Annotated in this window: 20 protein-coding genes; 9 read left to right on the top strand and 11 right to left on the bottom strand. The window is 67.7% G+C overall.

The annotated features are described in order from the left end of the window. Positions 1-19 precede the first annotated feature (19 nt). Positions 20-1,060 (bottom strand): AbrB family transcriptional regulator, encoded by a 1,041-nt coding sequence (locus BMX43_RS13590; RefSeq protein WP_217643966.1) that lies wholly within the window; start codon positions 1,058-1,060, stop codon positions 20-22. 368 nt (positions 1,061-1,428) lie between these two features. Here BMX43_RS13590 and BMX43_RS13585 point away from each other — a divergent pair, with 368 nt between their 5' ends. The 6 genes from BMX43_RS13585 to BMX43_RS13560 all read left to right on the top strand — a co-directional run bounded on the left by BMX43_RS13585 (position 1,429) and on the right by BMX43_RS13560 (position 7,335). Beyond that, positions 1,429-2,559: an SGNH/GDSL hydrolase family protein gene (locus tag BMX43_RS13585; protein WP_091302295.1), complete on the top strand. Its 1,131-nt coding sequence runs from the start codon at positions 1,429-1,431 to the stop codon at positions 2,557-2,559. Between the two features lie 86 nt (positions 2,560-2,645). After that, positions 2,646-3,686 carry a glycosyltransferase family 61 protein gene (locus BMX43_RS13580; protein ID WP_091302292.1) on the top strand — a complete coding sequence of 347 codons (1,041 nt, stop codon included), beginning with the start codon at positions 2,646-2,648 and terminating at the stop codon, positions 3,684-3,686. A gap of 97 nt (positions 3,687-3,783) precedes the next feature. Continuing rightward, positions 3,784-4,308, top strand: coding sequence for a serine O-acetyltransferase (locus BMX43_RS13575; protein ID WP_091302290.1), 525 nt, complete (start codon positions 3,784-3,786; stop codon positions 4,306-4,308). After that, positions 4,305-5,849 carry an AMP-binding protein gene (locus tag BMX43_RS13570; protein WP_091302289.1) on the top strand — a complete coding sequence of 515 codons (1,545 nt, stop codon included), beginning with the start codon at positions 4,305-4,307 and terminating at the stop codon, positions 5,847-5,849. The genes BMX43_RS13575 and BMX43_RS13570 overlap by 4 nt, the downstream gene beginning before the upstream one ends. A 21-nt stretch (positions 5,850-5,870) precedes the next feature. Further along, positions 5,871-6,107: an acyl carrier protein gene (locus tag BMX43_RS13565; protein ID WP_091302287.1), complete on the top strand. Its 237-nt coding sequence runs from the start codon at positions 5,871-5,873 to the stop codon at positions 6,105-6,107. Continuing rightward, complete coding sequence (locus BMX43_RS13560) at positions 6,094-7,335, top strand: type III PLP-dependent enzyme (protein ID WP_091302285.1); 1,242 nt, start codon at positions 6,094-6,096, stop codon at positions 7,333-7,335. The genes BMX43_RS13565 and BMX43_RS13560 overlap by 14 nt, the downstream gene beginning before the upstream one ends. Before the next feature lie 9 nt (positions 7,336-7,344). Here BMX43_RS13560 and BMX43_RS13555 read toward each other — a convergent pair whose 3' ends face one another. From BMX43_RS13555 to BMX43_RS13540, 4 genes are all read right to left on the bottom strand, one after another. After that, complete coding sequence (locus tag BMX43_RS13555) at positions 7,345-7,917, bottom strand: NYN domain-containing protein (RefSeq protein ID WP_091302283.1); 573 nt, start codon at positions 7,915-7,917, stop codon at positions 7,345-7,347. Positions 7,918-7,977: 60 nt separating this feature from the next. Next, positions 7,978-11,376, bottom strand: coding sequence for a DNA translocase FtsK (locus tag BMX43_RS13550; RefSeq protein WP_091302281.1), 3,399 nt, complete (start codon positions 11,374-11,376; stop codon positions 7,978-7,980). A gap of 9 nt (positions 11,377-11,385) precedes the next feature. Continuing rightward, positions 11,386-12,564 (bottom strand): aminotransferase class I/II-fold pyridoxal phosphate-dependent enzyme, encoded by a 1,179-nt coding sequence (locus BMX43_RS13545; protein WP_091302279.1) that lies wholly within the window; start codon positions 12,562-12,564, stop codon positions 11,386-11,388. A gap of 125 nt (positions 12,565-12,689) precedes the next feature. Next, the gene (locus tag BMX43_RS13540) at positions 12,690-14,018 is read right to left on the bottom strand and encodes an amidase (RefSeq protein ID WP_091302277.1); all 1,329 of its coding nucleotides are present in this window, start codon (positions 14,016-14,018) and stop codon (positions 12,690-12,692) included. A gap of 79 nt (positions 14,019-14,097) precedes the next feature. On the opposite strand from BMX43_RS13540, the gene BMX43_RS13535 reads away from it, so the two are divergent. Next, positions 14,098-15,324 carry a UbiH/UbiF/VisC/COQ6 family ubiquinone biosynthesis hydroxylase gene (locus tag BMX43_RS13535; protein WP_091302521.1) on the top strand — a complete coding sequence of 409 codons (1,227 nt, stop codon included), beginning with the start codon at positions 14,098-14,100 and terminating at the stop codon, positions 15,322-15,324. An 84-nt stretch (positions 15,325-15,408) separates the two neighbouring features. Here BMX43_RS13535 and BMX43_RS13530 read toward each other — a convergent pair whose 3' ends face one another. The 3 genes from BMX43_RS13530 to trxA are packed head-to-tail and all read right to left on the bottom strand — an operon-like array spanning position 15,409 to position 17,164. Then, entirely contained in the window at positions 15,409-15,591 is a 183-nt protein-coding gene (locus BMX43_RS13530; protein ID WP_091302275.1) for a Trm112 family protein, read from the bottom strand. Further along, on the bottom strand, positions 15,588-16,232 hold the full coding sequence (locus BMX43_RS13525) for an LON peptidase substrate-binding domain-containing protein (protein WP_091302273.1): 645 nt from the start codon (positions 16,230-16,232) through the stop codon (positions 15,588-15,590). Before BMX43_RS13525 ends, BMX43_RS13530 begins: the two co-directional genes overlap by 4 nt. 26 nt (positions 16,233-16,258) lie before the next feature. Beyond that, entirely contained in the window at positions 16,259-17,164 is a 906-nt protein-coding gene (gene trxA / locus BMX43_RS13520) for a thioredoxin (RefSeq protein WP_175482125.1), read from the bottom strand. Between the two features lie 131 nt (positions 17,165-17,295). Between trxA and BMX43_RS13515 the strand changes: the two genes are divergently transcribed. Continuing rightward, a complete protein-coding gene (locus BMX43_RS13515) occupies positions 17,296-17,931 on the top strand; it encodes an SGNH/GDSL hydrolase family protein (protein ID WP_091302267.1) in 636 nt (211 codons plus the stop codon). 107 nt (positions 17,932-18,038) lie between these two features. Here the strand turns inward: BMX43_RS13515 and BMX43_RS13510 are convergent, their stop codons facing one another. Further along, the gene (locus BMX43_RS13510) at positions 18,039-18,827 is read right to left on the bottom strand and encodes an exodeoxyribonuclease III (RefSeq protein ID WP_091302265.1); all 789 of its coding nucleotides are present in this window, start codon (positions 18,825-18,827) and stop codon (positions 18,039-18,041) included. Between the two features lie 55 nt (positions 18,828-18,882). After that, the gene (locus BMX43_RS13505; protein ID WP_245749475.1) at positions 18,883-19,200 is read right to left on the bottom strand and encodes a hypothetical protein; all 318 of its coding nucleotides are present in this window, start codon (positions 19,198-19,200) and stop codon (positions 18,883-18,885) included. A 148-nt stretch (positions 19,201-19,348) separates the two neighbouring features. On the opposite strand from BMX43_RS13505, the gene BMX43_RS13500 reads away from it, so the two are divergent. Further along, on the top strand, positions 19,349-20,575 hold the full coding sequence (locus BMX43_RS13500; RefSeq protein WP_091302263.1) for an MFS transporter: 1,227 nt from the start codon (positions 19,349-19,351) through the stop codon (positions 20,573-20,575). 290 nt (positions 20,576-20,865) lie between these two features. On the opposite strand, the gene BMX43_RS13495 is transcribed toward BMX43_RS13500, so the two are convergent. Next, positions 20,866-21,552, bottom strand: a complete 687-nt coding sequence (locus tag BMX43_RS13495; RefSeq protein ID WP_091302260.1) for a response regulator transcription factor — start codon at positions 21,550-21,552, stop codon at positions 20,866-20,868. Positions 21,553-21,650: the final 98 nt, after the last annotated feature.

Below are 21,650 nucleotides of genomic sequence, written 5' to 3'. Positions count from 1 at the left end.
CAATATGAGTTTGATTGCGCTACCGGCGCCCCAACCGCGCCACCAGCGAAAACAGCGCCGGGGCCAGCAGGATCACCACCAGAATCCGTACCACATGATGCAGCGCCACAAAGGCCACATCGGCATGGATCGCCAGCGCCACCAGCCCCATTTCGGTCAGGCCCCCCGGCGCCAGCGCCAGCATCGCCTGCTCGAACCCGATGCCCAGAAAGCGCTGCAGGATCAGACAGAACACCAGCGCGATCGCCAGCGTCAGCACGGTTGACCCGAGGCTGAGCACCGCCGCCCGCGCCAGTTCCACCAGCCGCACCCCCAGAAACCGGCAGCCCAGCACCGTGCCCAGCAAGACCTGCGCGGCATTCACCACCAGCGTCGGCGGCGCCCCGTCGCTCAACCCGCTCAGATGCAGCGCGCCTGACAGGATCATCGGCCCCAGAAAACTGGCCGCAGGCAGCCGCAGCCAGCCGCCGCCAAAGGCCCCCAGCACCGCACAGCCGATCATCAGCGCGGCATCCGGCAGGCTTACCGCATCCAGCGCCACCCAGTTGCGGCTGCTGTTCACCGCATGGCCCTGAATCACCCGGAACCACACCGCGATCAGCGCAATGGTGACCACGATGCGCAGGCTGTGGGCCAGAATGATGCTGCGCACATCCGCCCCCTTCGCCTCGCCGATCTCGATCATCTCGTTCAGCCCGCCGGGCATCCCGGCGAAATAGGCGGTCACCCAGTCGAACTTGCCGCACAGCCGGTAAAATGGCACGATCACCGCCGCAACGACGCAGATATAGACCAGCAGCAAGGCCAGCGAGCCTGACCACGCCGCCGCATGATCCATCACCGCCGGGGTGAAGCGCGCGCCCAGCATGACGCCGATCACCGCCACCACCGCAGGCCGGATGCGCACCGGCGGCAATACCGGCAGCCCGCCGAGCGAGGCCGCCATGCCCGCAAACAGCGCCCCCAGCATCCAGGGCAACGGCAAATCCAGCATGTAAAACGCAGACCCGCCCGCCGCGCCGATGATCAACGCAAGAATGTTGCGAAAAACTGGGGTCACGTCTGTCGATCCGGGAATTTCATCTGCCTGCATCCTTGGCCGGTCTGGCGCCGATGTCCAGCCCTGCTGCGCCCCATGCCCGGCAGGCGGACCGTGTTGTTGATGGTTTCCATCGGATTTTTCACATCCGTCTTCGGCGACACACCCGACAACACCCTTGACGGCATCGCGTTGACCTGTGGCCTCCGGCACACAAGGCACGGGCGCGGAGCGCACATCCGCCTGCGGGCCGATCTGCGGCTGGTCTTGTCGGGCGAGTCATGCTGCACGCGGGCGGCTTCCTGTCCCGGGCAGATTTGCCCTGCCCCACACCAAGGTTCCACGCTATCACAGACGAGTACAGGCGGGGCCTTGGAAAAGTGGGCAGCATGACGAAACGCATTGCGGCGCTGGCACTCGCCCCGGTCATGGCGGCGGCCTTGACGGGCTTCGCCCTGCGGCAGCCGCCCGCACCCGAAGCCCGCCCCCTGCCCCCGGTGATCCAGCCGCTGGCGGGGGCGCCGCAGATCGCCCTGCTGCCCCCCTCTGCCGTCACCGCCCTGCCCCGCCTTGCGCCACAGGTCACCGGCCTCGCCACCGCCACCCCCGAAGGGCTGCAGCACGACTGGCCCGGCCTGCACCTGCGGGCCCGCTTCACCGGCACCGCCCTGCGCCTGCTGTTCGATGATGCCGCCAACCGCTTTCGCCTGTCGCTGGATGGCCGCCCCGTGGCGATCCTCACCCGCACCGGCAATCAGGTGGTCGATCTGACCGGCCTGCCCCCCGGCCCGCATGACATCGCACTGGAAAAGCTGAGCGAAAGCCCCGGACCGGCGCTGTTCGGCGGCGTCTTCCTGCCCCCCGGCAGCACGGCTCTGCCACCCCCGGCCCCGGCGGCCCGGCTGTTCGACTTCATCGGCGATTCCGACAGCGTGGGTTACGCCAACACCGCCACCAACCGCGCCTGCACACCCGACACCGTCTTCCTCGCCACCGACAGCAGCGCCGCCTTCGGCCCGCGCACCGCTGCGCAGTTCGGCGCCGATTACCGGCTCATCGCCCGCTCCGGCCTTGGCCTCGTGCGCAATTACGACGGCGCCGATCCGGGGCGCACGATGACCATGCTCTACCCGCCCCCGCCCGAAACCCCGCCTCAGATCATCGTCATCGCGCTGGGCTCCAACGATTTCTCCACCCCGCTGCGCGACGGCGAGCCTTGGCCCGATGCCGCCGCCCTGCGCGCCGATTTCACCCGCGCGCTGGTCGCCTTCACCCGTCAACGCCACGCCGAGGCCCCGCACGCGCAGATCCTGCTGCTGGTGTTCACCGAATACGGCGCCGACATCCTCGCCGCCCATCAGGCCGCACAGGCCGAACTGGCCAGCACGGGCCTTGCCACAACGCTGGTCCCGCTGCCAAAGCTGGGCCGCCACGCCTGCGACTGGCACCCGACGCTGGACGACCATGCCCTGATCGCCCAAACGCTGATCGACGCGATCACCGCCCTGCCCGCGCCCTGACCAAACCTGCCCCACAACCCCGGCTTTCCTTCCCCGCGCCGCCTTTCTGCCCTAGCCTGACCATCATCGCGCGACAGGAGTCCCGCATGGCATTCGTGAAACCCATCACCAACCGGCTGCGCAGGCTGGCGGGGCATCAGCCCCCCGCCCTGACCGATCTCGCCATCGAAAGCTGGGAAATCGCCCCGGCGCAAACCGCATATCTGCCGCCCGCGATCTTCCTGCCCGATCAGATTGACCGTATCCGCGCCACCGAATTTGCCGATCTGCCCGCCACCCTCGCCGCCTGCCATGGCGATTGCGACGTGGCGCTGACCGCCACGCGCGGCTTCCGGCTGCGCGATGTCGATCTGGTGGATGGCGTGCTGTATCATCAGCACGCCGAATACCACCTGCGCGCCCGAAAGCACCGCAACCCGCTGCGCCCCCGCCCGCGCGAGGCCCTGTCCGGCGCATTCTATGAAAGCTGGAACGGCAACCGCTGGTTCGGCATGTGGCTGCTGGATGATTGCCTGACCCACACCCTCGCCGCCGAAACCGGCATGCCCGTGGCGACCCTTGGGCCCCGCCCCGGCAATATCCCGCGCTTTGAATCGCTGCTGGGCATGACCCCCCGCCGCATCGCTGACGCGCATTTCGACGAACTGATCCTGTTCGACGATCTCGCCCCCAACCCGCACAAGGCCGCCCGCGGCGAAGCGATGCGCCAGCGGCTGCTGGCTGGCCAGACCCCTGCCCCCAATCCCGGCGTCTTCCTGCTGCGCGGCACTTCCGGCTCTCGCCGCGTGCTGCGCAATGAGATGGAGATCGCCGCCCGGCTGGAACGCGACCGCGGCTTTCGCGTGCTGGACCCGATGACCACACCGCTGGATGACCTGCTGCAAGCCTGCGGCGGTGCCCGCATCATCGCCGGGGTCGAAGGCAGCCATATGTGCAACGGCGTGGCCGTCATGCCCCCCGGCAGCGCGCTGCTGACCATCCAGCCCCCCGACCGGATGACCGTGCCGCTGAAGATCTTCACCGACCGGCAGGGCCTGCGCTTCGCCTTCATCGTCTCCACCGGCGGCAATGGCGAATACGAGGCCGACTGGGGCGAAATCGCCCGCACGCTTGACCTGATCCCCTAACCACAGATTGCCCGATCCGGGCCATATCGTTGCCCTTTTCGGCCTTCACCTTGCAATCCGCAGCCATTCCCCATTGACCTAACGGAAGCCTTTCACCGTGTTCAAAGAGATCAAAGAGGATTACATCCGCCACGGCCGGTCCCTGACCGAGCCCGCCTTCGTGTCGCTGGCCATCTATCGCTATGGCCGCTTTGCCATCGGCCTCCGCAACCCGGCGCTGCGCTGGCTGGCGAACAAGGGCTACGGAGTGCTGAAGCTGTTCATCCTCAATGTCACCAAGGTGTGGATTCCGCCGCAGACGCAGATCGGCAAGGATTTTCACATCGTCCATGCCGAAGGCTCGCTGTCGATCCACCCCGATGCGGTGATCGGCGACCGCTGCGGCGTGATGCACAATGTCACCATCGGCACCAATATGGGCGCGGGCGCCCCGGTGATCGGCGACGATGTGTTCATCGGCGTCAACTCCACCGTGCTGGGCCGCATCAAGATCGGCGACCGGGTGCGCATCGGTGCCAATACCTGCGTCACCACCAATGTCCCCGCCGATTCCATCGCCATCGGCTCGCCCGCCAAAATCTACCCGCGCCTGCCGATCTTTGCCAAGAAGGCCCCGAAATGACCGGCGCGCCCCTGTATCGCCTGCTGGCCGACAACCTGCCCGCCCGCGCCGCCAAGATCGCCCTGATCGACGACAAGCGACAAGCCACCTATGCCGACCTCGCCGCCGAGGCGGATCGCGTCGCCGCATGGCTTCTGGCCAGCGGCATCACCGCAGGCGACCGGGTGATCGTCCATGTCCGCAAGGGGATTGACGAGGTTGCCGCCATGTTCGGCGCGCTGAAGATCGGCGCCGTGGTGGTCAATGTGAACGTGCAATGGACGCCCGCGCAACTGGCCTATGTCGCGGGCGATTGCCGCGCCCGCGCGGTGATCCTGGGCCGCGCCGCCGCCGCCCCGGTCGTCGCCGCCCTGCCCACGCCCCTGCCAATGCTGGCGCGCGGCGCAGGCACCCTGCCCGACGGCGCCACGCGCTGGGACGATCTGCCCCCCGCCACCGCGCCCGAGGCCACGCCCGACCCGGCCAGCCTTGCGATGATCATCTACACCTCCGGCTCCACCGGGATGCCCAAGGGCGTGATGCTCAGCCACAGCAACATCCGCATCGGCGCGCAGGCCGTGGCCGAATATCTGCGGCTGACCGCAGACGACCGGCTGCTGTCGGTCCTGCCCTACAGTTTCGACGCCGGGCTGAACCAGTTGACCACCATGCTGCTGCTGGGCGGCACCGTCATCCACCAGCCCGTCGCCATGCCGTCCGAGGTGATCCGCAGCGCCGCCACCCATGGCGCCACCGGCATCGCAGGCGTGCCGCCGCTGTGGAACCAGATCGCCCGCTACCTGCGCGACGCCCCCACCCCGCTGCCCGCCCTGCGCCGCATCACCAATACCGGCGGCAAGATCCCGCCCGACATCCTGCCCTTGCTGCCGCAGGTGTTTCCCGGCGCCGAAATCTTCCTGATGTATGGCCTGACCGAGGCGTTCCGGTCTACCTACCTGCCCCCCGCCCGCTTTGCCGCCAAGATGGGTTCCATCGGCCAGGGCATCCCCTATGCGCAGGTGTTTGTCGTCAAACCCGGCATCGGCCCCGCAGGCCCGGGCGAACAGGGAGAGCTGGTCCATGCCGGCCCGCTCGTCAGCATGGGTTACTGGGAACGCCCCGACCTGACCGCCGAGAAAATCCGCCCCTGCCCCGAACTCGCCCCGCTGATCGGCGACGCGCCGGTGGTCTGGTCGGGCGATCTGATCCGCGTGGACGAAGACGGCGATCTGTGGTTCGTGGGCCGGATGGACGACATGATTAAGACCCTCGGCTTCCGCCTGTCGCCGACCGAGGTTGAAGACCTCGTGTCGAAATCCGGCCTTGTCACCGATGTCGTGGCTTACGGCACCGATGACCCCGATCTGGGGCAGGCCGTCCATGTCGCCGCAACCCTGCTGCCCGACACGACCGAAGCCGCCCTTCTGGCCCATTGCCGCAAGACCATGGCCCATTACATGGTGCCCCGCCGCCTGCACCCCTGGCCCGGCGCCATGCCCCGCACCGCAAGCGGCAAGCTTGATCGCCCCGCCGTCATCGCCGCCTGCAAGGCGCGCCCCTGATCCGATCACCCCGAGGACGCCATGACCCTGACTGCCGACACCCTGATCGCCTATCTGCGCAACGACCTGAACCTTGAAGACGACATCGCGCCGGAGACCGAGCTGTTCTCCTCCGGCCTGCTCGATTCCGTCGCCATGATGACCATCATCGCCTTTGTCGAAGAACAGGCCGGGATCGAGGTGCGCCCCGCAGATGTGACGCTGGAAAATTTCGACACCGTGCAGGCCATCGTGGCCTACGCCCATGCCGAAGCCTGATCTCGACCCCCTGCTGGCATCGGCGGCGGGCCGGTTCGGCACCCCCGCCTATGTCTATGTCACCGATGCCATCGACACCCGTCTGGCCGATCTGCGCGCCACGCTGGGCCAGTGGTTTGCGCTCAGCTATGCGATGAAATGCAACCCCAACCCGGCGCTGCTGTCCTGGCTGGAACCGCGCGTCGATCTGATCGACGTGTCCTCGGGCGGTGAATTTGCGCTGGCCTGCGCCGCCGGATGGGCGCCCGACCGCGCCTCCTTCACCGGCCCGGCCAAGCGCGACGCCGAAGTGCAGGCGACAATCGCGGCAGGGCTGGGCGAGCTGGTGCTGGAAAGCCTGCGCGAGGCGCAAGCCGCCAACCGCATCGCCGCCGCCCTGGGCCGCGTGCAGCCCGTGCTGATCCGCCTCGCCCCCGACCGCGTGCCCAAGGGCTTTGGCGACCATATGGCGGGCCGCCCCAGCCCCTTCGGCATCGACATCGAGGACGCCCCCGAAATCCTGCCGCAGATCCTCGCCCTGCCGCATCTGCGGGTGATCGGGCTGCACATCTATTCCGGCACCCAATGCCTGAAACCCGCCGCCATAGCCGAAAACTGGCGCATCTTCCTGCAGATCTTCCGCGACACCTGCGCGGCGCAGGGCCTGACGCCGCAAAAACTCGTGTTCGGCTCCGGCCTCGGCATCCCCTATCACCCCGGCGACACGCCGCTGTCCCTGCCTGACATCGCCGCCGACATCGGCCCGGACCTGAGCGCCTTCCGCAGCGAACCCCGCTTTGCCCAGACGAAACTCGTGCTGGAACTGGGCCGCTTTCTGGTGGGCGAGGCGGGCTATTTCGTCACCCGCGTCATCTCCACCAAAGCCTCGCGCGGCAGCCGCCTTGCGATCTGCGACGGCGGCATGAACGCCCATCTCGCCGCCTCGGGCAATTTCGGCATGGTGCTGCGCCGCAACTACGTCATGCACAAGGTCGGTGGTGGGATCGGCGAGGAAAAGGTCGATCTTTCCGGCCCGCTCTGCACCTCGATCGACAAGATCGGCGGCGGCGTGCTGCTGCCCCCGCTGGCTGAAGGCGACCTGATCGCCCTTCATACCAGCGGCGCCTATGGCCCCACCGCCAGCCCGCTGCATTTCATCAGCCACCCCACCCCGCGCGAAATCCTCGCCGAAGGCGGCCAGTTGCGCGACGTGACGCGGATCGCCCCGGCGCTGCCGACGCCGGGCTAACCCCGCCGCCTACAGATCCAGCCACAGCCGGCCGTCACGATAGCCGCCACGGATCAGCGTGCCGGGCTGGGCCGCCTCGGGGTAATCGTGCAGCCAGTCGCGGTAACGGTCGTTGGTCACGATCCGCGCGCCATAGCCACGCGCGACGGCCAGAATCACCGGATCGGCGGGCGTGCCCTTGTCCACCACCAGCACCCGGTCCGCCGGCAGGCCAATCGCGCGGCCCAAAGCCTGATCGTGCATATAGCGCCCGCCGATCTTGTGGCCCGCATTGGCATCGAACACGGCGGCGGGGGCAAAGCCCTCGTCCAACAGCCGCGCAATCACCTCGCGTAGGGGCCCGATCTGCGGCGGGCCGCCTTTCCAGTGCATCACGTTCGAGCCATCGACGATGATATGGTTTGCGGCCGCGCGCCTGCGCACCGCCCTGCCGCGCCCGCCCCACCACGCTTTCAGCAGCAGCAACAGGCTCGCCAGCGCCGACAGCCCGGCAAGCGGCAGCCAATCGGCAGCACCGGGCTGGGTCAGGGCGTAAATCGCCCCCAGCGCCGACAGGACCAGAAGAAAAACCGGGGCAATCACGGCGCCATCCCCATCACTCGTGACATGAAAAAGGGCCGCCCTCAGGGCGGCCCCAAACCCTTACGCCTCGGGGATCAGGATCTCGCGCTTGCCCACATGGTTGGCCGAGGTGACCACGCCCTCTTCTTCCATCTGCTCCACCAGACGCGCGGCCTTGTTATAGCCGATGCCCAGTTTGCGCTGGATGTAAGAGGTGGAGCATTTCCGGTCCTTCGCCACGATCGCCACGGCCTGATCGTACAGCGCATCCTCGCCGTCGGTATTGCCGCCGGTCGAAAGCCCCAGCACCGCGTCGATATCGTCGGCCTTGTCGTCCTCCGGCCCTTCCACCACGCCCGACATATAGACCGGCGGGCCATAGCTCTTGAGATGGTTGACGATTTCCTCCACTTCCTCATCGGAAACGAAGGGGCCGTGAATCCGGGTGATCCGCGCGCCATTGCCCATATAGAGCATGTCGCCCATGCCCAGCAGTTGTTCCGCGCCCTGTTCGCCCAGAATGGTGCGGCTGTCGATCTTGCTGGTCACCTGGAACGAAATCCGGGTCGGGAAGTTGGCCTTGATCGTGCCGGTGATCACATCGACCGAAGGCCGCTGCGTCGCCATGATCAGGTGGATGCCGCTGGCCCGCGCCATCTGCGCCAGACGCTGGATGCAGGCCTCAATCTCTTTGCCCGCAACCATCATCAGGTCGGCCATCTCGTCCACGATCACCACAATATAGGGGATCGCCACCGGCTGGAATTCCTCCGTCTCGAACACCGGCTCGCCGGTATCCTCGTCGAACCCGGTCTGGATGGTGCGCTTGAACATCTCGTTATTGGCAATCGCCTCGCGCACCCGGCCATTATAGCCGTCGATATTGCGCACGCCCATCTTGGACATCTTGCGATAGCGTTCTTCCATCTCGCCAACGACCCATTTCAGGGCGACGACCGCCTTCTTCGGGTCGGTGACAACCGGCGACAGCAGATGCGGAATCCCGTCATAGACCGAAAGTTCCAGCATCTTCGGGTCGATCATGATCAACCGGCATTCCTCGGGCGACAGCTTGTACAGCAGGCTCAGGATCATCGTGTTGATCGCCACCGATTTACCCGACCCGGTGGTCCCGGCAATCAGCAGGTGGGGCATCTTGGCCAGGTTCGCCACGATGGGATCGCCGCCAATGTCCTTGCCCAGGGCCAGCGGCAGCCGCATCGCGCTGTCACCAAACTCGCGCGCCGACAGGATCTCGCGCAGCACCACCTTTTCGCGGGTGGCATTGGGCAATTCGATCCCGATCACCGACCGCCCCGGCACGGTGGACACGCGGGCAGACAGCGCGGACATTGACCGCGCAATGTCATCCGCCAGCCCGATCACCCGGCTGGCCTTCAACCCCGGCGCCGGTTCCAGCTCGTACATCGTGACCACCGGGCCGGGCCGGACAGACACGATCTCGCCCTTGACCCCGTAATCATCCAGCACCGATTCCAGCATCCGCGCGTTTTCTTCCAGCGCGTCATCCGACAGCGCGTGCCGTTCCACCGTCGAGGCGGGGGTCAGCAGCGACAGCGGCGGCAGTTCGTAATCCGGCTGGGCAATGTCTTCAAAGCGCAGACGCGGCTGTGCCTCGGCCACCGCGCGGGTCGAGGGCGCCACAGGCTTCTTCACCGGGTGCTGCACCACGCGCTTCACCTCGGCGGTGGTCGGTACGGCGTTCAGTCGCGGGGCGGCCATCGGTGCGGCGCTGCGGCTGGGGGCAGCGCCCAGCGCCACACGCGGCACCACCGGCGTCGGGTCGAAATCCGGCTCGAAATTGTCATCCGGCTCCCAGTCGGCGCTCTCGTCATAGGCATCGGCATAGCCGTCTTCCGCATAGGCCAGCGGTGCGGCCTCAACCTCCGGCTCCCATTCCGGTTCCGGCTGCAATTGCAGCGGCGCCACCCGCGACGAGGCCGGGCGCATCAGCGGCGCAGGCCGGTCCAGATTCGAGGCGGCGGCGGCATGGTCTGCGCCCAGCGTCAGCGGCGCGGCGGCCGCCTTGGCCACCGGGCGCGCCATCTGCTGCGCCAGTTGCGCCTGTGCAGCGGCGGCCCGCGCGGCAGCCCCTGCCACGGCAGCGGCCAGCGGGCTGGCCGGGGCGGCGGGCGCCGGGGCCTGTTGCGGCACGGCCATCACCGGCGGTTCCATCAGGCCACGGCCCACCTTGGCCGCCCGCCCGGCCACCGGCTCGCGCCGGGCAATCGCGGCCTGCAGCGGCGTCATATGCGGCTGCGGCGCCGCAGCCCCCATGCCCAGCCGCACCCGCGTGCGGATCACATCGGAAATCCGCGCCTTGATGCGGTCTTCCGGCGGCAGATGGTCGAAATCCTCTTCCTCGGGCATCATCACCGGATCGGGCTCCACCACGCGGCGCAGGCGGTTCAGCAGCCCGCCCTTCGGCTTGGCCACCACCGGTTGCGGTGCCCGCATCGGCGACGGGGCCAGATCACGCGGCGCAGCGGCCAGACGAGAGGACGCCAGAGCCGGGGCCACCACCGCGGCCGCCCCGCCACGCAAGCTGATCGGTGCCGCATAGCGCGGCGCCAGCGGCAACTCGTCCTGCAGATCGTCCTCGATCATCACCGGCTCGGCCACCGGACGACGGCGCGCCGCCATCGCCTCGGCCTCGGCCCGCACCACGCGCGAGCTGCGCCGCTCCATCGGTTCCGGGGCCGCCGCAGGTTCGGCGGCATAGGCCTGCCCCGCCCGCAACGCCGCCGCATCGGCCCGCCGCTGGCGCTGCCGTTCCTGCATCATCACCGCCGCGCGCGACGCGCCCGCCGTGCCCTTGCCCGCCCACAGCATCACCTGCGAATAGGTCAGCACCGATCCGACCATCAGGAAATGCCGGATCACCCGCAATTCCTCGGCATCGAACCCGGTCACGAACAGCATCATGCCCAGCGCCGCCAGCCCGGCGATCAGCGACATCACCTTCAACCCGAAGGTCGCCTTCACCGGCGCCATGCCCAGCAGCGCGCCCAGCACCGTATCGCCGAACAGCCCGCCCAGCCCGAAGGAATGCGGCCAATCCGCCCCCGGCACATGCGTCGCCGCAAAGACCGAGGCGACCGCCACCGCGATCAGCGCGAACACCACCCGCCCCATGGCGCGATCCGCCCCGCGATGCAGCACGAAGCGCACGCCCCAGGCGCACAGGATCAGCGGCAGCGCCCAGGCGCCCTGCCCGGCAATGATCATCAACGTCGAGGCGATGGCCGCACCAATCCGGCCCAGCCAGTTCTGCACCGGCTGATCCGTCGCCACCATCCAGCCCGGATCGGCGGGCGAATAGCTGCCCAGCATCACCACAAAGACCAGTGCCACGAAGATCAGGCCCAGCCCGATCAATTCGCGCGCCCGCCGCTCCAGCAGCGCCTGGGTGTTCGGATCAACCAGCGGATCGCGTTGACGCATCTGATATAGGGCCATCTGCTGTCCTCACCCGTAAATACAATCGCGCAGCGTTGTCAGGCCGCGTTCTGTTTCATCTTCCGGGGCGACCAGCGCCACCCGGATATAGCCCTTGCCGGGGTTCTGCCCGCCCGCCTCGCGCGACAGATAGGCGCCGGGCAACACCCGCACGCCGGTTTCCGTCCACAGCTTCAGCGCCGCCGCCTCGCCATCCTCCACCGGCAGCCACAGGAAGAACCCTCCCTCCGGCGTCTGGTAGCCCTGCATCCCGGCGAAAATCCGGTCGGCCAGCGCGAATTTGCGCTGATACAGCGCGCGCGATTGCGTCACATGCGCCTCGTCCGCCCAGGCCGCCTCGGCCACGCGCTGCAACGGCAGCGGCAGCGGCGCCCCGGCAAAGGCGCGCAGCTTGCGCAGCCGTTCCATGCTCTGCACACCCGCCGCCACAAAGCCCGACCGCAACCCCGGCAGGTTGGACCGCTTCGACAGCGAATGGAACGCCACCACCCGCTCGGGATCGGCGCCCACCTCTGCCGCCACTTCCAGAATCCCGGGCGGCGGCGCGCTGCGCCAGATTTCCGAATAACACTCGTCGGCAAAGATCTGGAAATCGTGCTTTTCCGCCAGCGCCAGCAGGGTTTTCCAATAGTCGCGGCTCGCCACCGCGCCCTGCGGATTGGCGGGCGAACAGATATAGGCCACCGTCACCCGGTCCAGCACATCGGGCGCCAGCCCGGCATAATCGGGCAGATGCCCGGTCGCCGCGGTGGCGGGCACATAAACCGGCTCTGCCCCCACGGTCAGCGCGGCCACGGCATAGACCTGATAAAACGGATTCGGCATCAGCACGACCGGCTGCCCGCCCCGCTTGGCCTCCGGGCACAGCGCGATACAGGCGTTGAACAGCCCCTCGCGCGTGCCGTTCAGCACCATGAACCGATCCTCGCCCAGCGCCACGCCATAGCGGCGCTGCACCCATCCGGCGATGCTGGCCAGCAGCTCCGGCGTGCCGTCATTGGGCGGATAGACCCCGAACCCCGCCAGATTCGCCGCCAGAATCGGCCCCACGAAATCCGGCATGGCATGCTTCGGCTCGCCAATGGTCATGGCGATGGGCGCACCGCCCGCGGGGTGATGATCCAGCAATTTCCGCAGGCGCGGAAACGCATAATCCGGCAGGTTCGAAAACCGCTCAGGAAACGCCATTATTCTGCCTCTCGTCGGGGTCATGTCGCCCCGTTCGAGGTCAGGATAGCGGGCCTCGCCCGCGCGGTCCAGAAAAACGAACGGGGCCCCCGGCCAAGGCGGTGAAAATTGTGGCTTTTCCGCCCTCAGCCCAGCGCGCGTTCCACCGCAGCGCCCAGCCGCAAAAGCCGTTCCTCCTTGCCCGGTTCGGCCATCAGGCTGATCCCGCAAGACGGCTGCCCCGTCGGCAGCGTCAGCACGCACAGCCCGAACAGATTGCCGATCCGCGTGTTGCGCAGCGCCAGCAGGTTCTCCGCGGCGAAATAGGCCGGGTCGTCCAGCAGCCGCTGCGCCTCGGGCGGCAGAATCGCCGAGGTGGGAATCGCCACCGCATCATAGCCCGCCGTCAGCTTGCCCCAGATGCCGCGCAACACCTCCAGCCGTCGCCAGCCCGCCACATAGTCGGTGGCCTTCACCGTGGCGCCCGACCGGAACCGCTCCAGCACCGGCGCATACATCTTGTGCGGCGCGGCCTCGATGGTCTCGCCCCAGATCGCATAGGCCTCGGGGGTGAACACCACCCCGGCGATGCGCATCGCCTCCTCCACCTCGGGCAGGCGGATATGCGCGATCCCCGCCCCGGCCTTGGCCATGCCCGCCAGCGCATCCTCGAACCCCTTCGCCGGGGCTTCGCGCAAGTCATCCATCGCCACGCTGTCCAGCACCGCGATCCGCGTGCCCGCAAGGCTGACCCCCGCCAGATCGGCAGGCGCGCCGCCTTCCAGCACCGCCAGCAGCAGCGCGCAATCCTCCACCGTATGCGCCAGCGGCCCCACCGTATCAAACCGCTCGCACAGCGGCACCACGCCCTTCAGCGACAGCCGCCCCGGCGTGGTCTTCAACCCCACAAGGTCGTTCCACGCCGCCGGTATCCGCACCGATCCCCCGGTATCCGTGCCAATCGCCGCAGGCGCCAGCCCGAAGGCCACCGAGGCCGCCGCCCCAGAGCTTGATCCCCCCGGCACCGCGCCCGGAAAATTCACGCAAGGCGGCGTCGCCGTCACCGGGTTCAACCCCAGCCCCGAAAAGGCCAGTTCCGTCATATGCGTCTTGCCCAGACAGATCAGCCCCTGCGCCGTCGCCGAATGCAGCACCTCGGCATCCACGGCGGGCACCCGCCCCTTCAGCAGCGCCGAGCCCGCCTCGCACACCGCCCCCGCCGCGTCGAAATTGTCTTTCCAGCTCAGCGGCACCCCGTCCAGCAGCCCGATCCGCGTGCCACTGCGCGCCCGCTGTGCCGCCGCCATCGCCATGGATTGCGCCCGGCGCGGCGTGGTGCGGGCATAGATGCGGGGCGCATCGGGGTGGCTGGCAATCGCCTCCAGATAGGCTTCCGTCAAGTCCACCGGATGCAGCTTGCCCGCCCCGATCGCCCGCCCCAGATCCGCCGCCGTCCGCCCAAGCCACTTGTCCATGCCGACCCTCCGATTTGCCCCCACGCTAGCGACGCTTCCGCGCATGGACAATCCCGCCCGCACCACCATATTTAACCCCATGATGCCGGATACAGACATTCTCATCGCCGGTGGCGGCCTGAACGGCCCCGCCCTCGCCCTCGCCCTCGCGCAAGGCGGGCTTTCCGTCACGGTGGTAGACAGCCGCCCCGCCCCCGCCCGGGCCGAGGCCGGGTTCGACGGCCGCGCCTATGCGCTGGCGCTGGCCTCGCAACGCCTGCTCGCCGTCACCGGCGTCTGGCCACGCATCGCCGCCAGCCAGCCGATCCTCAAGATCAAGGCCTCCGACGGCATCGCAGGCCAGGGCCCCTCGCCCTTCTTCCTCGGCTTCGACAGCGCGGAGCTGGAGGAAGGCCCGATGGGCTACATGGTCGAAGACCGCCACCTCTATGCCGCCTTCCTCGCCGCGATGCAGGCAGACCCGCGCATCACCCTGCTGTCCGGCGAAACCGTGGTGGCGCAAGAGCCGCAGCCGCAGGCGATCACCGTCACCCTCGCCTCGGGCCGCCAGATCACCGCCCGCCTGCTGGTCGGCTGCGATGGCCGCACCTCGGGCACTGCCGCCCGCGCCGGGATCAAGCGCACCGGCTGGGGCTATGGCCAGACCGCGCTGGTCACCGCCATTCACCACGAGAAAGATCACGAAGGCACGGCGCAGCAGTTCTTCATGCCCTCCGGCCCGCTGGCCATCCTGCCGCTGCCCGGCGGCCACCATTCCAGCATCGTCTGGTCCGAATCCGACGCCACCGCGCAGGCGATCCAGTCGCTGCCCGATGCCGAATACCTCGATGCCCTGCGCCCCCGCTTCGGCGATTACCTCGGCGCCATCACGCTGGCCGGGGCGCGGTTCACCTATCCGCTGAACCTGACGCTGGCCAATGCCTTCATCGCGCCGCGCGTGGCGCTGGTGGGCGATGCCGCGCATGGAGTCCACCCCATTGCGGGGCAGGGCCTCAACCTCGGCCTGCGCGATGTGGCGGCGCTGGCCCAGACGCTGATCGAGGCGCGGCGCCGCGGCGATGACATCGGCAGCCCGGTCACGCTGGACGCCTATCAACGCTGGCGCCGCTTTGACAGCACCACCCTCGCGCTTGGCATGGATACGGTGAACCGGCTGTTTTCCAACAACAATCCGCTGCTGCGCGCCGGGCGCGACCTCGGCCTTGGCCTCGTAGGCGCCCTGCCCGGCCTGCGCCGCCACTTCATGCGTCAGGCCGCAGGCCTCAGCGGCGATCTGCCCCGCCTGCTCGCCGGCCAAAAGATCTGAGGCGGGTCCAAAACACCCGCCTCCTTCATTTTCTGTTTCTAAATATCCTGGGGGTCCGGGGGCAAAGCCCCCGGCGCTCTCCGCCTATTCCAACGCCCGCGCTTCACTCACCAGCATGATCGGAATCCCGTCCCGCACCGGAAAGGCCAGATTGGCCGCCTTCGACACCAGCTCTTTCCGCTCCGCGTCATAGCTCAACACCGCCTGCGTCACCGGGCAGACCAGCGCCTCCAGCATCCGACGATCCACCACCACCTGATCGCTCATTGCAACCGCTCCCCTTCCGTGCCGCCCCGCAGGGCAATCTCCATCAATGTCACCAGCGTTTCGCGCCGCGTGGTCAGCGAGGGCGCCTCCAGCAGCGCCTGCTTGTCCTCGGGCTCAAAGGGGCACAGCATGGACAGGGTGTTGACCAGCATCTCCTCCTCCGCCTCCTTCAGGCTGCCCCAGTCGGTGGACAGGTTCATCGCCTGAAAATACCGCCCCAGCAGCTCCAGAAACTCGGCCCGCCGGAAACCCGCATCCTTCTCCACCCCGCCCAGATCGCGGGCGAACGGCGCCCAATCCACGGCGCAGCGCCGATAGGGCTGAAAGCCCTGCACCTCCTCGCGCACCCGGAACCGCGAAATCCCCGACAGGGTGATCATGTAGCGCCCGTCTTCCGTCTCGGAAAACCCGGTCAGCCGCCCGGCACAGCCAATCGCCTGCAACCGCTTCTCAGCCCCACCCGGCACCTCGCGCGGCTGCACCATGCCGATCAGCCGCGTGCCGGTCTTCATGCAGTCGCTCAGCATCGCAAGATAGCGCGGCTCGAAAATATGCAGCGGCAACCGCCCCCGCGGCAGCAACAACGCACCGGGAAGCGGGAACACCGCGATGACTTCGGGAAGGTCGGCTGCTTTGATCATGGCACTAACCTAGACCGCGCGCGCCATCAGGCAAATATCATCGACGACAGCCGCCGCCGCCCCTTCAGCACGATGGGGTCGGTGGGCTTCAGCGCATCGAAAATCGTCAGCAACTGCGCCCGCGCCGCGCCCTCGTTCCACTCCCGGTCACGCCGGAACAGCTCCAGCAACTGGTCCACCGCCGCATCCACTTGCCCGGCGGCATTCAGCGCCACCGCCAGATCGAAGCGCGCCTGATGGTCGTCGGCATTGGCGGCCACCGCCGCCTCCAGCGCGTCCAGCGGCCCGGCCTTGGCGGCCTGCTTGGCCAGTTCGATCTGCGCCCGCGCGGCGTCCACTTCCTTGGCCCCGGCGATCTTCGCGGGCACCCCGGCCAGAAAGCCCTCGGCCTGCTCCACCTGCCCCAGCGCCAGATAAGACCGCACCAGCCCGCCAAAGGCCGCCGCATTCTCCGGCTCTTCGCCCAGAATCGCCGCGAAGGTCTCGACCGCATCCACCGCCGCGCCCTCGGCCAGCATCTGCTCTGCCGCCTCGATCGCCTCGGCCAGCCCGCCATCGCCGGCCAGCGCCGCCACGCGCTCCACGAATTTGGTGATCTCCGATCCCGGCAGCGCGCCCTGGAACCCATCGACCGGCTGCCCCTGCCAGAAGGCATAGACCGTCGGAATCGACTGGATGCGCAACTGCCCGGCAATCATCTGGTTCTGATCGACATCGACCTTCACCATCTTCACCTTGCCCTTGGCCGCCTTCACCGCCGCCTCCAGCGCCGGGCCGAGCGTCTTGCACGGCCCGCACCACGGCGCCCAGAAATCGACGATCACCGGCACTTCCCGGCTCGCCTCGATCACATCGGCCATGAAGGTGGCTTCCGTCGAATCCTTGATCAGATCCGCTTTCGGCGCCGCCGTTGCTCCATCCAGTCCGAACATCGTCATCCTCATCCGCAAAGGGGGGTCCATTTGCTTCCCTATATGGTCGCAGCCAAGCCAAAGGCCAAGGGTCTTTGCATCCGCCGCCACAAGGCATAGCCTGCCGCAATTCCGGCAGAGAGGAAACCGCGATGCCCATCCTGCTGACCTTTGGCGACAGCAATACCCACGGCACCCCGCCGATGACCGACCGCCTCACCTATGCCCGCTTCGATGCGCAAACCCGCTGGCCGCCGCTGACCCGCGCCGCGCTCGGCCCCGATTGGGATCTGGTGGAAGAGGGTCTGCCCGGCCGCACCGCCCAATTCGACGATCCGGGGATGGACGGGCTGATGAACGGCCACCCCGCGCTGCGACAGGCGCTGCAAAGCCATGGGCCGATTGATGTGCTGACCATCATGCTCGGCACCAATGACGTGAAAACCCGCTTCGGCGCCCCGCCCGAAACCGTGATGGGCGGCCTTGCCGGCCTGCTCGATCTCGCCACCGGCGCCGAGATGCAGGCCCGCCATGGCGGGTTCAAGATCCTGCTGATCTGCCCGCCGCCGGTGCAGGAAACCGGCGTGCTTGCCGCTGATTTCTGGGGCGCCCGCCCCAAGGCGCTGGCCCTGCCCTCGCTCTGCGCCGCCCTCGCCGCCTCACGCGGCACCGGCTTTCTGGATGCGGGCACCGTCATCGAAACCAGCCCGGTGGACGGCGTGCATTTCGAGGCGGAAGCCCACGCCACCCTCGCCCGTGCCGTGGCCGAAGCGATCACCCGGCTCTAGCCCCTTCATCCTGGCAAAAAATACTCAGGGGCAAGCGGCGCCCGAACGCCCGATCCGCAAGGATCGGGCCGGGCAGCCGCAACGCGGCAGGGGCAGCGCCCCCTTTCTTACAGATCGAATGTCGCCAGCACCGGCACATGGTCCGACGGCTGTTCCCAGCCCCGGCAGGGCCGCAGGATGCGGCTCGAATGGCCCGCCGCCGCGATGTCCTGCGTGGCCCAGATGTGATCCAGCCGCCGCCCCTTGTCGGCGCCATCCCAATCGGCAGCGCGATAGCTCCACCAGCTGTACAGCGGCCCCGACGGGATATCCTGCCGCGTGATGTCCACCCAGTTGCCCGAGTCCTGCACCGCGCCCAGATGCTCCACCTCGACCGGCGTATGGCTCACGATCTTCAGCAGCGCCTTGTGGTTCCACACGTCATCCTCGCGTGGGGCGATGTTCAGATCGCCGACAAGGATCGCCCGGTCCGGCTTTTCCCAGCGGAACCAGTCGCGCATCTCGGTCAGGAAATCCAGCTTCTGGCCGAACTTCACATTCTGCTCGCGGTCCGGAATGTCACCCCCGGCGGGCACATAGAAATTGTGGATCGACACGCCGTTTTCCAGCCGCGCCGCCACATGGCGCGCATGGCCCAAAGCCGCGAAATCCTTGTCGCCATCATCCATGATCGGCAATTTCGACAGGATCGCCACGCCGTTATAGCCCTTCTGCCCCCGCGCCACCATGTAGCGGTAGCCCAGCGCCTGAAACTGCTCCATCGGGAACTTTTCCACCGGCGTCTTGATCTCCTGCAAACACAGGATGTCGGGGCTTTCCTCGGTCAACAGCCGCGCCACCAGCGCCTCGCGCAGACGGACAGAGTTGATGTTCCAGGTCGCAAGGGTGAATGGCATGGCGCGCTCCTCTTTCCCCCTGTCTAGGGGGCCGGGCGGGCTGCGTCAAACGCCGTCACTGGATGGTGAAAGACGCCATGGCGCACAGATCGTTGCCGGTCTGCTCCAGCGCATCGCCATCGGCGAACACCATGCGCAGATCATAGTCACAGCCCTGCGCCTCGGAAATCGTCACCGTGCCGCTGGTCCCGGCACCGACCGTCGCCGTCAGGATATTGGCCTGCCAATCGTCCACGCCCACGGGCGAGGCATAAAGCTCGGTCAGATCCGCCGCCGAATTGTTCACCACATCCAGCGTCAGGCTCTCGGCCAAAGCCGGAGCGGCCATCAGGGCCGAAACCGCCAGAATCCCCAGAACCTTGTGCAGAGCCATCATTCTCTCCATCGGCGACACCTGCGCCCTGACCTTCATCTAATCACGCCCCGGCGCGATTCCAACGGGGAGAAATCGGGGCGCCACGTCATTTTAGCCCCCCGCCGCCGCCGTTGACAAAGCCCCGCCCCCCGCACAGCCTGCCTTGATGACTGATCGCCCCCTCTGGCACAACGCCAATTACCGCAAACTCTTCACCGCCTCCGCGTTCACCAATCTGGGCGACGGGGTGTCCAGCCTTGCCCTGCCCTGGCTCGCCACCCTGCTCACCCGCGATCCGCTGCTGATCGGTGCCGTCGCCATGGCAGGCCGCCTGCCCTGGCTGCTGCTGTCGCTGCCCGTCGGCGTCTGGACAGACCGCGCCGACCGCCGCCGCCTGATCCTGCGCGCCGATCTGCTGCGCGCCGCGCTGTCGCTCGGCCTCGTCCTTCTGGCGCTCAGCCCGCCCGATGCCGCGCTGATCTGGCCGCTGGCCCTGCTCGCCTTCGCCCTGGGCTGCGCCGAGGTGCTGCGCGACACCGCCGCGCAAACCCTGCTGCCCGCCCTCGTCGCCCCCGGCCAGCTTGAACGCGCCAATGGCCAGATCTGGAGCATTGAACAGGTGATGGGTCAGTTCGCAGGCCCGCCGCTGGCCGGGGCGCTGATCGGCCTTGGCGTGGCGCTCCCCTTCGGGCTGGACGCCGCCAGCTTCGCCCTCTCTGCCGCGCTGATCGCCAGCCTGGCCCTGCCCGCCACGCCCCCCGGCAGCACAGGCCGCTTCTGGCCAATGTTCCGCGCCGGGCTGAACTGGCTGCTGGGCCACCGCACGATCCTGCGCCTGGCGCTGATGCTGGGCGTGATGAACGGGCTTTACGCCGCCACCGCCACCGTCCTCGTGCTTTACGCGCAAGAGGTGCTGGGCCTGGCCGCCACCGGCTATGGCCTGCTGCTGATGTGCGGCGCTGCGGGCGGCGTGCTGGGCGGGCTGGGCGGCCCCGGCCTTGCCGCCAAGCTCGGCCCGCAGCGCAGCCTCACCCTCAGCCTCGCCCTGATGGCTTTGGGATACCTGGTCTTCCTCCTCCCCGCCTCTGCGCCGCTGATCGGCCTCGCGCTGGGGACCCAGGCTTTTGCCGGCCTGCTGTGGAACATCGTCACGGTCAGCTATCGCCAGCGCGCCATTCCGCCGCTGCTGCTGGGCCGGGTGAATGCGATTTACCGCTTCCTCGGCACCGGCACCATGGCACTGGGCGCGCTGGCCGGTGGTGCGCTGGTCGCGGCGCTGGACCCGGCGCTGCCGCGCGGCACCGCCCTGCACGCGCCCTTCGCGCTCGCCACCCTCGGCCATCTGGCCCTGCTGGTCGCAGCCCTGCGCAGCCGCCTGCAGCTTGACCCGTAACCCCCCAAAAGAAAACCGGGCACAAGGCCCGGCCAGTCCAACAGGGAGACGCAAGCGCCGTTACAACGCTCACCCCTTGGTTGTATCACGCTTTTCCCCGAAAAAACAGCACCCCCGCCCCCCGGAACAAAAAAAGGCCGGGCACGAGGCCCGGCCAGTCCAACAGGGAGGGAACCGCGCCATGACCCCGACGCGGCAAGGGGAACTGTTTGCGGTGTCAATCCCGCTCAACCTCAGATATAGGCACCAATCCCGACAACAATAAGACCGGCACCGTTAATTTTCCGTTGTCACGCCACCAAGCGATAGCCGCCGCTCTCGGTCACCAGCAGCCGCGCATTCGAGGGATCGGGCTCGATCTTCTGGCGCAACCTGTAGATGTGCGTCTCCAGCGTGTGGGTCGTCACCCCGGCATTGTAGCCCCAGACCTCATGCAGCAGCACATCCCGCGCCACCACCCCTTGTTGGGCGCGGTACAGATACTTCAGGATGTTGGTCTCTTTCTCGGTCAGCCGGATCTTCCGCTCTTTCTCGTCCACCAGCATCTTCTGCGCGGGCTTGAAGGTGTAAGGGCCAAGCTGAAAGATCGCGTCCTCCGATTGTTCATGCTGACGCAACTGCGCCCGGATGCGCGCCAACAGCACCGGAAACTTGAACGGCTTGGTCACATAGTCATTCGCGCCCGCATCCAGCCCCAGAATGGTATCGGCATCCGAATCATGCCCGGTCAGCATCAGGATCGGACATTTCACCCCCGCCTTGCGCATCCGGCGACACAGCTCGCGCCCGTCAGTATCCGGCAACCCCACATCAAGGATCACAAGGTCATAAGACCCGGCCTTCGCCTTCTCCATCCCCTCGGCCCCGGTCGATCCCTCGAAGACATCGAAATCCTCGGTCATCACCAGTTGTTCGCTCAGCGCCTCGCGCAGGTCGTCGTCATCATCGACGAGAAGGATCTTCCGCAGCGTTGCCATGGGTCTGCTCCGTGGTTGGTTCCCCTCACAGATGCGCCCGCCACACGAACCCGGCAAGATTTGTGACGAAAGACTCACGCGGTCGTGTCGCCAGCACG

Source organism: Gemmobacter aquatilis (genome assembly GCF_900110025.1).
GTDB classification, from domain to species: domain Bacteria; phylum Pseudomonadota; class Alphaproteobacteria; order Rhodobacterales; family Rhodobacteraceae; genus Gemmobacter; species Gemmobacter aquatilis.
This window is presented reverse-complemented; position numbering and strand designations above follow the sequence as displayed.

Bases quoted from the DNA above. Each gene is read 5' to 3' on its own strand.
- BMX43_RS13560 (WP_091302285.1), top strand. From the start codon at position 6,094: ATGCCGAAGCCTGATCTCGACCCCCTGCTGGCATCGGCGGCGGGCCGG.
- BMX43_RS13565 (WP_091302287.1), top strand. From the start codon at position 5,871: ATGACCCTGACTGCCGACACCCTGATCGCCTATCTGCGCAACGACCTG.
- BMX43_RS13535 (WP_091302521.1), top strand. From the start codon at position 14,098: ATGATGCCGGATACAGACATTCTCATCGCCGGTGGCGGCCTGAACGGC.
- BMX43_RS13510 (WP_091302265.1), bottom strand. From the start codon at position 18,827: ATGCCATTCACCCTTGCGACCTGGAACATCAACTCTGTCCGTCTGCGC.
- trxA (WP_175482125.1), bottom strand. From the start codon at position 17,164: ATGTTCGGACTGGATGGAGCAACGGCGGCGCCGAAAGCGGATCTGATC.
- BMX43_RS13550 (WP_091302281.1), bottom strand. From the start codon at position 11,376: ATGGCCCTATATCAGATGCGTCAACGCGATCCGCTGGTTGATCCGAAC.
- BMX43_RS13540 (WP_091302277.1), bottom strand. From the start codon at position 14,018: ATGGACAAGTGGCTTGGGCGGACGGCGGCGGATCTGGGGCGGGCGATC.
- BMX43_RS13495 (WP_091302260.1), bottom strand. From the start codon at position 21,552: ATGGCAACGCTGCGGAAGATCCTTCTCGTCGATGATGACGACGACCTG.
- BMX43_RS13530 (WP_091302275.1), bottom strand. From the start codon at position 15,591: ATGAGCGATCAGGTGGTGGTGGATCGTCGGATGCTGGAGGCGCTGGTC.
- BMX43_RS13570 (WP_091302289.1), top strand. From the start codon at position 4,305: ATGACCGGCGCGCCCCTGTATCGCCTGCTGGCCGACAACCTGCCCGCC.
- BMX43_RS13545 (WP_091302279.1), bottom strand. From the start codon at position 12,564: ATGGCGTTTCCTGAGCGGTTTTCGAACCTGCCGGATTATGCGTTTCCG.
- BMX43_RS13580 (WP_091302292.1), top strand. From the start codon at position 2,646: ATGGCATTCGTGAAACCCATCACCAACCGGCTGCGCAGGCTGGCGGGG.
- BMX43_RS13505 (WP_245749475.1), bottom strand. From the start codon at position 19,200: ATGGCTCTGCACAAGGTTCTGGGGATTCTGGCGGTTTCGGCCCTGATG.
- BMX43_RS13585 (WP_091302295.1), top strand. From the start codon at position 1,429: ATGACGAAACGCATTGCGGCGCTGGCACTCGCCCCGGTCATGGCGGCG.
- BMX43_RS13500 (WP_091302263.1), top strand. From the start codon at position 19,349: ATGACTGATCGCCCCCTCTGGCACAACGCCAATTACCGCAAACTCTTC.
- BMX43_RS13515 (WP_091302267.1), top strand. From the start codon at position 17,296: ATGCCCATCCTGCTGACCTTTGGCGACAGCAATACCCACGGCACCCCG.
- BMX43_RS13525 (WP_091302273.1), bottom strand. From the start codon at position 16,232: ATGATCAAAGCAGCCGACCTTCCCGAAGTCATCGCGGTGTTCCCGCTT.